This is a genomic window from Aquirufa sp. (genome assembly GCF_044342065.1).
In the GTDB taxonomy this organism is placed as follows: domain Bacteria; phylum Bacteroidota; class Bacteroidia; order Cytophagales; family Spirosomataceae; genus Aquirufa.
Map to the genome: position 1 here is coordinate 1 of NZ_JBIIQN010000018.1, position 15,171 is coordinate 15,171.

14 protein-coding genes are annotated in these 15,171 nt (G+C 37.8%); 5 read left to right on the forward strand and 9 right to left on the reverse strand.

The window, feature by feature from the left end:
• From rpmI to ACIQZ2_RS07695, 8 genes are all read right to left on the reverse strand, one after another.
• Window positions 1-189: 50S ribosomal protein L35 (gene rpmI, locus ACIQZ2_RS07660; RefSeq protein ID WP_395768264.1), on the reverse strand; the 189-nt coding region annotated here is incomplete at its 3' end.
• A 76-nt stretch (window positions 190-265) separates the two neighbouring features.
• Window positions 266-826, reverse strand: a complete 561-nt coding sequence (gene infC, locus ACIQZ2_RS07665; protein ID WP_395768265.1) for a translation initiation factor IF-3 — start codon at window positions 824-826, stop codon at window positions 266-268.
• A 100-nt stretch (window positions 827-926) separates the two neighbouring features.
• Complete coding sequence (gene thrS / locus ACIQZ2_RS07670) at window positions 927-2,867, reverse strand: threonine--tRNA ligase (protein WP_395768266.1); 1,941 nt, start codon at window positions 2,865-2,867, stop codon at window positions 927-929.
• Between the two features lie 63 nt (window positions 2,868-2,930).
• Window positions 2,931-4,001: a tetratricopeptide repeat protein gene (locus tag ACIQZ2_RS07675; protein ID WP_395768267.1), complete on the reverse strand. Its 1,071-nt coding sequence runs from the start codon at window positions 3,999-4,001 to the stop codon at window positions 2,931-2,933.
• Complete coding sequence (locus tag ACIQZ2_RS07680; RefSeq protein WP_395768268.1) at window positions 3,998-6,775, reverse strand: hypothetical protein; 2,778 nt, start codon at window positions 6,773-6,775, stop codon at window positions 3,998-4,000. The genes ACIQZ2_RS07675 and ACIQZ2_RS07680 overlap by 4 nt, the downstream gene beginning before the upstream one ends.
• Entirely contained in the window at window positions 6,742-8,157 is a 1,416-nt protein-coding gene (locus ACIQZ2_RS07685; RefSeq protein ID WP_395768269.1) for an aldehyde dehydrogenase family protein, read from the reverse strand. Before ACIQZ2_RS07685 ends, ACIQZ2_RS07680 begins: the two co-directional genes overlap by 34 nt.
• Before the next feature lie 11 nt (window positions 8,158-8,168).
• Window positions 8,169-8,942, reverse strand: a complete 774-nt coding sequence (locus ACIQZ2_RS07690) for a hypothetical protein (RefSeq protein WP_395768270.1) — start codon at window positions 8,940-8,942, stop codon at window positions 8,169-8,171.
• Window positions 8,939-9,982: an AMP-binding protein gene (locus ACIQZ2_RS07695; RefSeq protein ID WP_395768271.1), complete on the reverse strand. Its 1,044-nt coding sequence runs from the start codon at window positions 9,980-9,982 to the stop codon at window positions 8,939-8,941. The genes ACIQZ2_RS07690 and ACIQZ2_RS07695 overlap by 4 nt, the downstream gene beginning before the upstream one ends.
• Before the next feature lie 83 nt (window positions 9,983-10,065).
• Here ACIQZ2_RS07695 and ACIQZ2_RS07700 point away from each other — a divergent pair, with 83 nt between their 5' ends.
• The 5 genes from ACIQZ2_RS07700 to ACIQZ2_RS07720 are packed head-to-tail and all read left to right on the forward strand — an operon-like array spanning window position 10,066 to window position 14,282.
• Window positions 10,066-10,515 carry a DUF2452 domain-containing protein gene (locus tag ACIQZ2_RS07700; protein ID WP_395768272.1) on the forward strand — a complete coding sequence of 150 codons (450 nt, stop codon included), beginning with the start codon at window positions 10,066-10,068 and terminating at the stop codon, window positions 10,513-10,515.
• A gap of 6 nt (window positions 10,516-10,521) precedes the next feature.
• Window positions 10,522-11,346 (forward strand): 1,4-dihydroxy-2-naphthoyl-CoA synthase, encoded by an 825-nt coding sequence (gene menB, locus ACIQZ2_RS07705; RefSeq protein ID WP_395768273.1) that lies wholly within the window; start codon window positions 10,522-10,524, stop codon window positions 11,344-11,346.
• Window positions 11,347-11,348: 2 nt separating this feature from the next.
• Window positions 11,349-11,753, forward strand: a complete 405-nt coding sequence (locus ACIQZ2_RS07710) for an EVE domain-containing protein (protein WP_395768274.1) — start codon at window positions 11,349-11,351, stop codon at window positions 11,751-11,753.
• 1 nt (window position 11,754) lies between these two features.
• Window positions 11,755-13,374 (forward strand): hypothetical protein, encoded by a 1,620-nt coding sequence (locus ACIQZ2_RS07715; protein WP_395768275.1) that lies wholly within the window; start codon window positions 11,755-11,757, stop codon window positions 13,372-13,374.
• Window positions 13,374-14,282: a class I SAM-dependent methyltransferase gene (locus tag ACIQZ2_RS07720; RefSeq protein ID WP_395768276.1), complete on the forward strand. Its 909-nt coding sequence runs from the start codon at window positions 13,374-13,376 to the stop codon at window positions 14,280-14,282. Before ACIQZ2_RS07715 ends, ACIQZ2_RS07720 begins: the two co-directional genes overlap by 1 nt.
• On the opposite strand, the gene ACIQZ2_RS07725 is transcribed toward ACIQZ2_RS07720, so the two are convergent.
• The gene (locus ACIQZ2_RS07725; protein WP_395768277.1) at window positions 14,279-15,169 is read right to left on the reverse strand and encodes a bifunctional 5,10-methylenetetrahydrofolate dehydrogenase/5,10-methenyltetrahydrofolate cyclohydrolase; all 891 of its coding nucleotides are present in this window, start codon (window positions 15,167-15,169) and stop codon (window positions 14,279-14,281) included. The genes ACIQZ2_RS07720 and ACIQZ2_RS07725 overlap by 4 nt on opposite strands.
• Window positions 15,170-15,171: the final 2 nt, after the last annotated feature.

A 15,171-nucleotide genomic window follows, 5' to 3' on the forward strand; every position in this document is an offset into this window, starting at 1 on the left:
ACCTAACATTAAGTTAACGCGATCCATATCAGCCGGAGAAACTAAAGTAGCGTGAACTAAATTACGCTTTTGTTTCGTTGTTTTTTTAGTAAGGATATGGCTGTGAAAAGCATGTTTACGCTTAATATTACCAGTTCCCGTTACTTTTAAGCGTTTCTTAGCTCCAGAGTTGGTTTTAATTTTTGGCATTCTTAAATATATTAAATGTAAAAATTGGAACGCAAAAGTAACATAATTACCTCAAAATTCCACTTAAAAAGAAAAATTATTTCTTGGCTGCTTTGGGGGAAAAAATAATGCTCATACGCTTGCCTTCTAACTTGGGCATATCATCTGGCTTACCTACATCCTCCAGTCCCTTGGCAAAATTGAGTAGTAGCATTTCACCACGCTCCTTAAAAACAATGGTACGACCTACAAAATGAACATAGGCTTTCACTTTTGCACCTTCCTTAAGAAAATTTACCGCATGTTTTAACTTAAAGTTAAAATCATGCTCATCTGTATTAGGACCGAAACGAATTTCTTTAATAACCGTCTTTGTTGCGTTAGCTTTGATTTCCTTCTGCTTTTTCTTTTGATCATACTTAAATTTAGCATAATCAATTACCTTACATACAGGAGGGACTGCTTTAGGTGATATTTCAACCAAATCCAAGTTTTGAGACTCCGCAATTTCCAATGCTTTTGCGAAAGGATACACACCTATCTCAATGTTTTCTCCTACTAGTCGAACCTCTTCAACACCACGAATCAATTGGTTAATTCGATATGGTTCTTCTTCTCGCTTATTTCCTCGGTAATTGTTGTTGGGGCGTAAAGCCATAAATAAAAATTTGGTTTAAATAAAAATCACTTCGAAGCTAATTTAAAATGCGCGTAAAAGCAAACAAATATTGCCCAAGAGCTTAAATTATCAGTTTTTTCTAAGATGAATAAGAATGTTGATTAATTTCCTCTCCAGCCAATGCCATAAAAGCATCCAAGGTCATCATACCTAAATCACCTTCGCCTTTCTTACGGATACTTACCATTCCTTCAGCTTGTTCTTTTTCACCTACAATAATCATGAAAGGAACCTTGCCTACTTCTGCATCACGAATTTTGCGTCCCATTTTTTCATTGCGATGATCAACATAACCCCGCAAATCCCGTTCTTGTAAGCGTAAATATACCTCATTGGCATAATCTTCAAATTTCTCCGAAATAGGTAATACCGCTAATTGATCTGGTGATAACCACAATGGAAAATTACCTGCCGTATTTTCAATAAGAATGGCCACAAAACGTTCTAGTGAACCAAATGGTGCACGGTGAATCATCACCGGGCGATGTTTTTGATTATCTGAACCGGTGTATTCCAACTCAAATCGTTGTGGTAATTGGTAATCAACTTGAATGGTACCCAACTGCCATTTACGACCCAGTGCATCCCGGACCATAAAGTCCAATTTGGGTCCATAAAATGCCGCTTCGCCGTATTCAATAACCGTAGGTAACCCTTTTAATTCAGCTGTTTTGATGATGGCCTGTTCAGCACGATCCCAATCCGCATCATTACCTATGTACTTCTCATGATTTTCGCGATCTCGTAATGACACTTGCGCAGAATACTCATTGAATCCCAAAGCTTTAAAAACATAAAGAACCAAATCAATTACTTTCATAAATTCCTCTTCAACCTGGTCAGGACGGCAGAAAATATGTGCATCATCTTGTGTAAAACCACGAACACGTGTCAAACCATGTAATTCACCTGATTGCTCGTAGCGATAAACTGTTCCGAATTCTGCTAAACGAAGCGGCAAATCTTTGTAAGAACGGGGCTTTGTTTTGTATATCTCGCAGTGATGCGGACAATTCATTGGCTTCAATAAATACTCTTCACCTTCATCAGGTGTATGAATCGGTTGGAAGGAATCTTTCCCATATTTAGCATAATGACCCGAAGTCACATACAACTCCTTGCTTGCAATATGTGGCGTAACTACGGGGGAGTAGCCCGCACGCACTTGCGCCCGTTTTAAGAAATTCTCTAAACGCTCGCGTAAAATAGTCCCTTTAGGTAACCACAAAGGCAATCCCATACCCACCTTCTCTGAGAAAGCAAAGAGCTCTAATTCCTTGCCTAATTTCCGGTGATCACGACGTTTAGCTTCTTCTAACAAGAAGAGATATTCTTCCAATTCTTTCGCTTTAGGAAAGGTAATAGCATAAATACGCGTCATTTGCTTACGCTTTTCATCTCCTCTCCAATACGCTCCAGCTACGCTTAATAGCTTAACTGATTTAATAAATCCCGTAGATGGGATATGCGGGCCACGACATAAATCAGTAAAATTACCCTGCGTGTAAAAAGTAATAGAACCATCACTTAAACCCTCCAGTAATTCTAATTTATATTCGTCATCTTTCTCTTTAAAGTATGCGATTGCCTCCGACTTCGAAATAGATTTTCTAATGAACTCATTCTTTTGGCGAGCTAATTCAACCATCTTATCTTCAATAGCCTTAAACTGATCTGAACCAAATTCTTTTCCACCTAAATCAATATCGTAATAAAAACCATGTTCTATTGCAGGACCTATACCAAATTTTGTTCCTGGATATAAAGATTCAATCGCTTCAGCTAATAAGTGCGCTGATGAATGCCAAAACGTCTTTTTTCCTTCTTCATCGTTCCAAGTCAGCAATTGTAAACTAGAATCCGAATCTATCGGCGTTGAAGCATCTACAACTTCGTCATTTAATTTTGCTGCCAAAACATTACGTGCTAACCCTTCTGATATCGACAAAGCAACATCCATCGGTGTAACACCTTTTTCAAACTCACGAACCTGACCGTCAGGAAAAGAAATATTAATCATATAAAAAAATTTTAGCAAAGGTACGAATTTACCCGCATTTTAGACTTGATAACATGGGGAAATTTAAGGCGTATTTTGTTGGGTAGAATCTTTTTTTACCGAAACAGAATCCACTTTTTTCCCTACTATACGATCATAAAGGGCATTGAATCTCGCATCTTTCGTGTAAATCTTTCTTACCGAGTCCAACAAAGCTATACTTTTGGACTTTTGACCCGCATTCATTTGAAGTAAAGCACGTAAATACAAGGCTTCTTTAATTTCTACAGAATTTGGCCCAATTATATCCAACTGCTTATTTGCCGAATCATATTGCTTTCGATCGATATAAAAACGAGCTAGTTGTAATCGCACTTTCGGATGCTGCGGTAACCAAGCAACCACTTGTTTATATACTTTCTCGGCTTGTTTATTCTGATCCACATGTACAAGAAAATTCCCCCAAGCCCACATTAAATAAGGATCCATTGGATACTTCTTCAATTCTGCTAAAATACTCTTTTGATATGCGATGTCCGAAAGATGTCCTATCTGGTAAAAATAGTAAGCGTGCGACAAATCAGGATGTTGACGATTATTATTTGAAATGGATTGTAAAGCCCCAAGACTATCCGAGCGAAAAATTCGAGATAAGAACTTACAATATACCTCTTCACTTTTAGGAATTCCTACTTGCTGAACTTTTAATATATATGAATAACCTAAACGCTTTTCATGATTGAGTAGATGCAAATCAGCAAGAACCAAAAACAATTTTGCAGCAGATAAACCACTAGACTCAACTAATTTCGCATCCTCTATGGCTTCCGGAATTAATCCTAATTGTCCTTTTATTTGAGATGATAAAAGCAAAAAATCAACATCCCCCGGTATTTTTTTCAAGGCTTGCTCAATGTCAAACTGGGCTTTCAGATAAGCGCGCATATCAAAATATGCTTTTGCTCTTAAATAATAGAGATTAGCACCATCTTGACTCTCCAATAACTTACTGAGGTAAGCAACAATTATTTCGGGCTTTTGCGTTTTTTGAAATATGAATTGAGGAGGAATGGTTTCCCCTTTGGTGTCTTGTGTCTTTTCACAACTATGAACAACCAGTAATATGCCGCAAAAGAATAAGAACCGTTTGATCAAAATCCTATATCAATAACCAATGGAACAAATGCCCAAGTCTTGGATTCTGAAAGAAACATAGCTCGAACACCGAGTTCAAATCCTTCAGAAAATCTTAATGCATGAAATTGAGCAGACAAATCTACACCTAATGTATGAAAGGATTGCTTTGAAGACTCTGAATTATCTTTCCCAATTCCAAAATCAGCAAATAAATTTCCTTTTAATCGAGTAACATACAAAATCCTACCCAAATTGATATTGGTATTTACAATAGGGAAACGATAATCAACACCAAAAGTAGATAGTTGATTAAAGGACGTATACAAATAACCGCGAGGGAAGAATATAGAACTTGAAAAACGATAATTCCCCTCTGATTCTTGTTGGTAAGCATATTTCAACAAAAAACCATCGTGTTTAAAAATACCGGGCAAAAACAACTGCGACTGGACATTCCACAATTCACCAGATATCCTTTGTTTAAATGGCATTCCAGACCAATTACTCCTAATAATAAAACCTTTGCGAGGCTGAACATCCCGCAAGCTCCGATTCAATAACTTACTATAAAGAAATTGATGTTTTAGAAAACGATAATGGCCATTAAACGGCTCAGAAAAATACCGTTTCTTCAAATCGTATCCCTGAACATGAAGGAAACCAATATTGGAACCCAGCTGTAAATTTTCTTGATAGGCACTATGGGTTAAATTAAAAGGCAAACGAAAACCAATATCCCAAGTAGTTTGATTCCAAGTGTCGGTCCTTAAACTATCCAATGGACGCTTGTTATCAATGTATAACTGCGTTTTACGGTCTCCAGACTGATAATTTAAATCAAGAATTGGAAACCAAGCTTGATAAGAAAGACGTGCAAATTGGGTAATTTGCTTCTCATTCATGCCATACTGTAAACCAGCAGTTGCTTGCAGTGAGTTAAGAACATCTCGGGAGATAACACTGTACTCCAATTGATTTCCATTAGAACTTAACAAAGGACCCCATGAAAACGGATTTATCAAATTCCATTTTGAAACGGATTTAACTGGGTAATCATGCATTACACTATCCTTCCTTACTTGATTTGATTGAATAATCAATTCCATTCTTTTTGGCAGAATCAATTTGCGAACAATTTCATTTCCAGTCGCTTTATAGGCCGTATAAACCAAAGAGTCCGCCGAAGGAATTGCACTATATGCACCCCATCTTTCATCACTCAATATTTCAAACAAAGGCTCTTTCCAATTAAATCGAGCAATTTGATCTACCTCACCTGACGGAAAATTAAAGTAAATCCAATCGTCCTTTAAATAGGGGTGACCAATATTATGTGATCCAAAATCTTTTCTAAATACGATTTTCTGTTGAACAAAATCCCAAACACAAATAGACTTGTTCCCTTCCAGCTTACTGATATATACCAATAAGCCATTTTGTCCTATGCGCGGTTGTAAAAATTGTTCGCCAGGAAGGGCTTTAAGTTCAGCTAACGGTGAATTTTCTGCACGATCATGAACACGTAAAAATGAATGACCATTATCCAGCAAATCAATAAATGAAACCCATTTAGAATCAGCAGAAATACTAGGACTTATCCATTTTTTGCGGGGATTCCAATAGGTTTTTCTTCTCAACTTTACATCATAGAAAACGATGCGAGAAAACTGTTTTTGACCCCATCTTGGATGAAAATCAATTTCTGCCCAAGTCACATAATCATTCGAGGCGCTCAACATAGCCGCTTCTAATAATGGCCCAAAATAAGTTAATCTACGTTCTTTACCTTGTTTGAGTTCGACCAATTGTCTGATATCTGAAATACCTGTTTTTAAAGCAATAACGCGACCATCTGATAAAATATTTGGATACAAGTATTGATTAAATCCTAGCCGAGAAGGCTTTGGCCTTGGAGAATCATCCACCAAATTTCGCAAAGACTTCTTTGTATATTGATCGATAGACAGTCCTGAATGCTTTTTAAACTGCCTTGAAAATCCAAATAAATTCGGGTGATTAAGTGTTTCCTCCCATAATTTTGGAATAAATTCATCACCAAAATCTTTGGTCATTTGTTGACTTAAGTACTGACCAAAAAGATAATGGTTGGGCACCAAATGGCTATATGACTTCCCCATCATTTTTGCATAACTCGGTATACCAAAAGTCTCAACATATGCTCTCAAAGGGGTTTTAAACTGTGGTATTTGTGACCTTCCCATCGGATTAATACGCGATTCTGTCTCCACAGCATCACCTTCCCACAACCAATTCGGAATGAGTAAATTACTGTAGGCAGACTGACCATTAGCACCAAACAAACCGTGAACGAGTTTTGATAAACCGTGCCGACCAGCATTATTTTGATGAATATGACGTAATTCATGACTGACCAACAAAGAAAGCCAGTCATTTGTACCAATCAATGCGGGATCTTGCGATGACGTGGTGAAAAATTCAGCACGAGGAGCCATTAAACTGACAAAACCATTTGAAACCAATCCTTGATTTTGAAGAACAACTTTAAAACGGTTGTTGGTTGAGGCAAAACCCTTACCAATTCGTAACCATTGATTTTCCATAGACTGAGCCGTTACTTGTGCTACAGAATCGTAACCAGCTGGAAATAATAGATCCAATGGAGCATTTGTTAGTGAAATTTGGTTAAACTTCACCGCGAAAGGATTTTGGTCTAACCATGGAGATTGACCAAAAGAATTAAAAGAAAAAAGAAGAAAAAAGCTGTAAAAAAGCTTTCTTAAAACCATTTTAACACTTGCTCGATTAACCATTTTGTACGCAAGGTATAGGGTGGATAAAAGTACCGCAGAAAATTAGTTTTTTGAACTAAAACCGCCTTGAAATGAGAAAATTCTTCAAAGCCAAATTTCCCCCCAGATTTACCAATCCCAGAATTATTAACTCCTCCAAATGGAAGCGAAGAATGACCAAATTGTATTAAGCAATCATTTACTACGCTAGAACCTGACGAAGTGTTTTTCAAGATAAAATCCGTAAACACCTTGTCTTCAGAAAATACATACAAGGCAAGTGGTTTTTCTTCACGGCTTAAATAGTCTATTACTTCCTCCTCGGAGCGGTAAGTAAAAACAGGTAGAATGGGGCCGAAAATCTCTTCTTGCATAATGGCCATATCGAACGTGCATTGACTTAACACCGTAGGACTAATGTAATTTGTCTCGGGATTTAACTCGCCACCAAAAATAACTTTTGCTCCTTTCTCTTTTGCATCGTCCAATAATCGAACAACTCTGTCAAAATGTCTACGATTAACAATGCGAGCATAGTCACCACTATTTTCTATGCCTTTGGAATCTGCATTGTAAAATGAATTTATTGCATTTTCAAGACCAGCTAAAAACTGAAAATGAACCTTTTCATGAACAAAAACATAATCAGGTGCAATGCATGTTTGACCATTATTTAGGTACTTCCCCCATGCAATTTTCTGTACACTACTGTCCATATCTACGCTTGGGCCTATAATTGCAGGGGATTTACCACCCAGTTCCAAAGTCACAGATGTTAAATGTTTAGCAGCAGCGGCCATCACTATTTTGCCAATGGCAGGACTCCCGGTAAAAAATATGTGGTCAAATTTTTGCGCTAATAAAAAGGTCGAAACCTGTGCATCACCTTCTACGCAAAATACATCCGATGGATCATACAATGCCGTAATCATCTTTTTAATGTAGGACGAAGTATGCTCACTTAATTCAGATGGTTTTAACATAATCGCATTACCGGCAGCTATAGCATGAACCAAAGGGTTAATTGCCAAATTAAACGGATAATTCCAAGGCGCAATAATTAAACACAAGCCTTTAGGCTCATATTGAATATGACCTTGTGTGCCTAATAAGAGGAGAGGGGTAGTTACTTTTTGAGGCTTCATCCATGACCTTATATGTTTAATCATATGATCAATTTCCCGCTTTACCCCTAATAATTCAGCTAAGATTACTTCCGATGTAGGTTTACGAAAATCTTGATACAAAGCGTCGAATAGCTCTTGCTGATGGCTCAACATGTAATTTTGTAATTTCTGCAGTTTCTCTATGCGTTCATTCGCACTTGAGTTCTTTAGCCTTAGTAATGAAGACTTTTGCAAAAACAGAACCTCTTGGATTCTTTCTTCAATAGATTGATTCATGAGCTTAACTCTTAAATGGTAAACAATTCTCGTAATTTATCTTCAACAAAATCAAAATAACCTTTATTTCCGGATGGCCTAAACCAAGTATCTCCAGCTACATACCATTTGCCATCACCAGGATAAACTGCAAATTGGGTCTTAGGTTTTAAATCTTCAACACCTTTTTCAAATATAAACTCCCCTATAAAAAGTACTTGCATCAATTCTTGCAACTCAATCCATTGATCGGTAAATCGGACGAGGCCATTTTCTCCGCCAGACCGGTAGGTATACTTTAAATCAAAAAAAGACATTTCACCCTCTATACGGGTCCATTCACCATCGGCGTCTGTAAATTGAAAACCCAAATAAAGAGGCATTTCATTACCAGCTACCTCTAATATGGCCTGCATGAACTCTTGCAAGAGTGTATCCTCCGTTTCTAAACTAATCGGTACTGCGGTTGTCGTATCAGAAGATTCTAACGTGATGAATGGTTCTTCATCTCGTGGATTGCAAGAGCCCGATTGAAACAATAAAAATGACGTTTCTAAACGGTTTCTCCAAGCTATAGAAAGATTACCTGACCAAACAAATTGATCTTCAACGTTTAATCCTTCCGCCATTAATTCCTCCCGTGAAAAATCATCCCGGTCTATGTATTGAATAGAAACTTCAACGCGTGGATTTTCTGTTAAGAAGTCTTCAAAAATAAAAGCTGCCTCCAAATGGTAAGGGGCTGGAACGTTATTCGGACTCTCATAAAACAATTGAAATTTCTTCTCTAAACGCGCTGATTTCATTTTTTCGATTTAAGATACAAATCTACTGATTTCAATCTATCTATTTTACCTGAGGAAGTAAATTGAAAATCTGACAAGTGAATAAATTGCTTAGGTAACTCCCAAGACTCAAAAGTTGAACGTAAAATTTTTGTTAATGCAACTTCTGCTTTTTTGTCCCAAGCTCCCTGGTAAAATAAAGCAACTTGTTGGCCATAAACCTCATGCGGTAAGGAATCAATAAAAAAAGCTGACGGTTGTAAATCCTGTTTGGATATAAATTCTTCTAACTTTTCTGGATGAACTTTTCTACCTGCTGAATTGATAACTCGATCCAAACGGCCAATAATTTCAAAAGTATTTGGGGATAAAGCCTTAACAATATCATTAGTTTGAACCCAATCAAACTCAGTAACCGCCCCCTTTATCAGTAAACATCCTCGGTCATCAACGCCAGTTTCAATACCATCCAAGGTTTGAAAATAAGCTGAGCCAATCGGCCTAAAGGCTACATGAGAGACCGTTTCCGTCATTCCATACGTTTCAAAAATTGGCCATTGAAAATCCATTGATGCCATGACTATTTTTTCAGATAGAGCAGAACCACCCAATAAAATACCTTTGACATTTTGAAAAAAGTTTGTCAAGTCAATTTTAGAATTTAAAATCGCGTGCCATTGATTGGGCACAAATGAAGCCATATGTAAGGAAACAGGACTTAAATCGAGCAAGGGGTTTCCGGATGGCTCGACTAAACATAATTGGAGATTTAATACCAAAGCGCGAACAACAACCATAGCACCAGCAATATATTGCACGGGTAAACAAGCAAGTGCCACATCATGAGGCTTTAATTGCAACCAGTTTCCCGTACATAAGGCCGATACTTCCATGGCTTTCCGATCCAACCAAATAGGTTTGGGCATTCCTGTAGAACCAGAGGTATGAAACAAAAAAGACGACTTCCCACTTTTCCATTGGACACAAAAATCCAACACCTCCCGTTCAAATTCTGAACGCGGTTCAAATAAAACATCAGAAAGGGGAGAAAATAGCTGCATAAATCGTCAAATCATTCCAAAATTAACCAAACATTCTCTAATTTCGTGAGTTAATAGAAGGTTAATCAAATAACCTTGCCTAAATGAAAGAAGATCCATTTTTAAATCCGATCAATCCTGATAAGGTTGCCCAAAATCCGGGATTACTTCCTTATGCACACACGGCTGGAGGTGCTGTCATCAAACCAGAAGATACGGGTAAAACAAAAGGGCGGAGTATTTTAGCGATGCGCCAACAAACGGATCGCCAGATGAACCAACTTTACGAACAAATGGAGGTTTTAGCTAAGCAAGCGAAATTGATTGCGGATCGTAAAGAGATTTCAGAGCGCATTTATGATGCGGCTATGGGATTCGAACCCATCATTTCTGAAACCTACTACATGTATGAAAAGGAAGATGGAACCGACTTGCTTTCGCTTGTTGCTCCTCATGAATGGGGTAGATCATTTAAATACAGTCGATATTTAGCTAAAGTCATCCTATTGGCAGACCATACTTGGGATGTTACTTACAACGAAGAATCAAATTAATACATTATGACATCAAAATTTGCTTGGAAAACCATTAAAGAATACAAGGAAATATTATTTCAGCAATACAATGGCATTGCTAAAATTTCCATAAACCGTCCCCACAAGCACAATGCATTTACTCCACTGACCGTGCAAGAGATGTCAGAAGCAATGGAATTAGCAAGGCAAGATACTTCCGTGGGGGTAATTATTTTAACCGGAGAAGGAGGAAAAGCATTTTGTTCAGGTGGAGATCAAAGTGTCCGTGGTGAGGGAGGATATGTAGGTGAAGATTATGTGCCAAGACTAAATGTGTTGGATTTACAACGCCAAATACGAACAATTCCGAAACCCGTAGTTGCCATGGTAGCTGGGTGGGCAATAGGAGGTGGACATGTTTTACATGTTATTTGTGATTTATCAATTGCAGCAGAAAATGCCCGATTTGGTCAAACTGGACCAAATGTAGGTTCTTTTGATGGAGGGTTTGGTGCATCGTATTTAGCACGAGTTGTTGGCCAAAAGAAAGCACGAGAAATATGGTTTCTTTGTGATCAATATGATGCAGCAGATGCACTACAAATGGGCTTAGTAAATAAGGTAGTTCCACTGGATGAATTGGAAGCTACGACTGTTGCTTGGTGTGAAAAAATCTTAGAAAAAAGTCCATTAGCTTTACGTATGTTAAAATCGGCATTCAATGCCGAGCTAGATGGTCAAGCTGGTATTCAAGAATTAGCCGGAAATGCTACACTTCTTTATTATTTGTCTGATGAAGCAAAAGAAGGGAAAAATGCATTCTTAGAAAAGCGCAAACCTGATTTCTCAAAATTCCCTAAATTCCCGTAAACATGAATTATTGGCTTGTTAAATCAGAACCATTCAAATATTCTTGGGATGATTTCGTTAAAGAGGGGAAATCTGTTTGGGATGGTGTGCGTAATTACCAAGCAAGGAATAACATGAAGGCCATGCAAAAAGGGGACTGGGTATTCTTTTACCATTCGAACGAAGGAATGGAAGTGATCGGATTAGCTGAAGTGCATAAGGAATTTTATCAAGACCCTACAACGGAAGATCCTAGATGGGTGGTCGTAGAACTTGTTCCAGTTAAAAAATTTGCAAAAGCAGTTACTTTGAAAACGATGAAAGCTGATGAACGGTTAAGTTCATTGGCGTTAATTAAACAGTCAAGATTATCTGTAACACCTGTCCAAAAGGCAGAATTCGATATCATTCTAAGTTTAGCAGAATAACATGAAAAAAGCTTTCTTGATTCTAGCGGCCCTTTTTTTCATTCTGTTTGAAGGAAAAAGTCAAACGAATAAACGGATTGAGTTTCCCATGGAAACGAGCCAAGTCGAAACCTTTACGATTCCATTAGGAAAAAAGGGAGTAATTCTAATGAGCCAGCTTAACAAGCAGTCGTTTAGTTTGCAGAAATTTTCAACCGACCTGGAACAAGATTGGACAACAAATGCGAACATTGAAACCAATCAAGACTATGTTACCCACAGTTATGATGGAGATGATTTATATCTTTTATTTAGTCGCTTTAAAAGTAATTCATATGTTGTTTTTCGCGTAAATACTGACAAAGGTAAAATTGAAAAATATCAAATCATTTCTGTAGATCGAATTGAGATTTCCAACTTTAAAGCACTCAATGCCTCATTATTTATTGCTGGGATGGTTAATTCGCAACCCGTAATCTTGTATACCAATATAAATGAGAAAAAAACGCGCATTCTTCCATCCGTTGTGAAGGGGCAAGCAGAAATTCAATCAATGGATTTAGACACCGCGTATCACCAAATCAATGTTACTTATTCCGTAGGCAAAAAAGCCAAAGATTATCAATTGGTATTTAAATCATTCGACGAAGATGGTAACCAAGTAAGTCAAGTATTGATGAAGTCAAATGACGAATATGCGATGATGAATGCTAAATCGGCTCAAATTAATGACTCCCTGCAGGTAATTGTAGGAACCTACGGTCATAAAAACTCGGTAGGATCATCAAGAGGACCAAGTTCACAAGGCTTGTATTTTCAATCATTTTTAGATGGGGAATTAGCAAATGCATCCTATACTAGTTTTACAAAATTTGCCAATTTTTTCAACTTCCTAAGCCCTAAGCAACAAGAACGCCAATCGAAAAAAATAAAGGATAAGGAAGAGAAAGGTGAGGACTTACGTTTAGATTACCGCCTACTCATGCATGACATAATTAGAAAAGGTGATCATTACCTCATTGTGGCAGAGGCTTTTTACCCGGATTATAAATACAATAATTTTGGTCCCTATGGCGGTGGATTTTTTCCTGGAATGATGAATATGGGGGGATTTTACTCCCCTTGGAGCATGTTATATAATCCTTACCGATGGGGATATGGAAATTATGGGCTTTATTCTCCATTTTCTAGCTATTACAGCCCATGGGGTTATCGAGGATTCAATTATTACGGAAACCAACAGCAATTTGATGGCTGGGTTTATACCCATGCGGTCATTGCAGAATTAGATGCTCAAGGGAATTTATTATGGGATCATTGCATATCGCTTCAAGATATAAAAGAGCCTAAACTCATACAAAAAATTAAAACCTCAGTCCAGGATGATCAGATAATTTTGAGTTATAGCAAGGAGAATCAGATAATTTCCAAGATTATTAGTGAACAAGGGACGAAAGAAAGTGAAAGCGCGATACCAATCGAAACAAATTTAGAAGGAGATCGGGTACGAAAATCCGATGACTCCGATTTAACCTATTGGTACAATACGTATTTTTTAGCCTACGGAACACAAAATATCGTTAACCAATCAGAAGGAAAACGGAATGTTTTCTATTTAAATAAAATTCAATTCAAACCTTAATGTCAGTTAATCACCCGTCTATCGCCATTGAAACGCCTCTACATTGGGGCAATAGTTATGAATTAATTGATTCAGGAGGATTTGAAAAATTAGAACAGTTCGGTGAATTTGTTGTGAGACGACCAGAGCCTCAAGCTCTTTGGACAAAATCTTTATCTGAAGAATTTTGGACAGTTAAGGCTAATGCACATTTTCGCAAGGAGAAAGGTAGTACAGAACGAGGTGTATGGGATATTAAGAAAGGGGTCCCTGATAAATGGTTTATTCCATATAAATCTGAACGTTTAAATTTAACGTTCAAGATCAGTTTGTCTTCATTCAAACACGTAGGACTATTTCCCGAACAAGCATCAAATTGGGAGTTTTTGGCCAAAAATATTCCTTTGTTGAGTAACCCAAAACCCAAGTTTCTCAATCTATTCGCTTATACCGGTGGAGCAAGTTTAGTTTGTCGACAAATGGGTGCAGATGTAACGCATGTTGATTCTGTAAAACCCGTATTGTCTTGGGCGCGTGAGAACATGGAAGTTTCAGATCTAGATGCTATTCGTTGGATGGCGGAAGATGCCTTAAAATTTGTAAAAAGAGAAGCAAGACGAGGCAACCATTATCAAGGCATTTTATTAGATCCTCCAGCTTATGGTCGTGGTCCAGATGGTGAAAAGTGGGTTTTGGAAGAGCAAATAGATGATATGTTACGATCAGTCAAGGAAATTTTAGATCCGAAAGAACACATTCTATTAACAAACGTCTATTCCCTTGGATTTTCAACGCTAGTGGTAGAAAACCTGGTCAATGGGATATTTAATGTACCAGAAACAGCGGAATCAGGAGAGCTATATTTAAACGACCAATATGACAAAAAACTCCCATTGGGCGTTTTTCATCGCTATTTATATAAAGGTTAGTTCTTCGGATATATTACTCCTTTAGCAGCTAACAAGGTGTTTTTCATAAGAGAAACAATGGTCATGGGACCCACGCCTTTAGGAACTGGAGTTATATACGAGCTTATCGGGAATACAGAATCAAAATCTACATCCCCTTTCAAGGCAAAACCTGATTTTTTACTGGAATCTTCCACGCGCGTTAACCCTACATCAATTACTACCGCACCAGGCTTGACATGAGCCGCTGTTATAAATTCAGGTTTGCCTAATGCGGCAATGATGATATCAGCTTGTTGGCACATTTCCTCTAAATTAGCTGTACGCGAATGCGTTAATGTAACGGTACAATTACCTTGGGGATGATTACGTTGCATCAAAATAGACATAGGTAAACCTACAATTTGACTACGCCCTACGACAACGCAATGTTTCCCAGCAGTTTCAATTTTATAATAGGCTAATAAATCGAGAACGCCTTGCGGAGTTGCTGAAATGTAGGCAGGAAGTCCTTTGGCCATCCGTCCAATATTAATGGGATGAAACCCATCCACATCCTTCGAAGGGTGAATTGTTTCCATAACCCGATCTGGATTGATGTGAGAAGGCAAGGGTAACTGAACAATTAAACCATCCATTTCAGGGTTATTGTTCACATCGATAACCGCTTGCAACAAATCATGTTCGGTAATGGATGGATCAAATCGCAATAGGGTAGATGAAAAGCCCAATTCTTCGCAAGACTTAACTTTATTGGCAACATAAGTCTCAGAAGCACCATTATTCCCAACCAGAATGGCGACTAAATGAGGAGCACGCTTGCCTGAGGCAACTAATTCTTGAACCTCGCTAGCTATCGATGCTTTCATCGATTCTGCGACCATCTTTCCATCAATAATCTGACTCATAT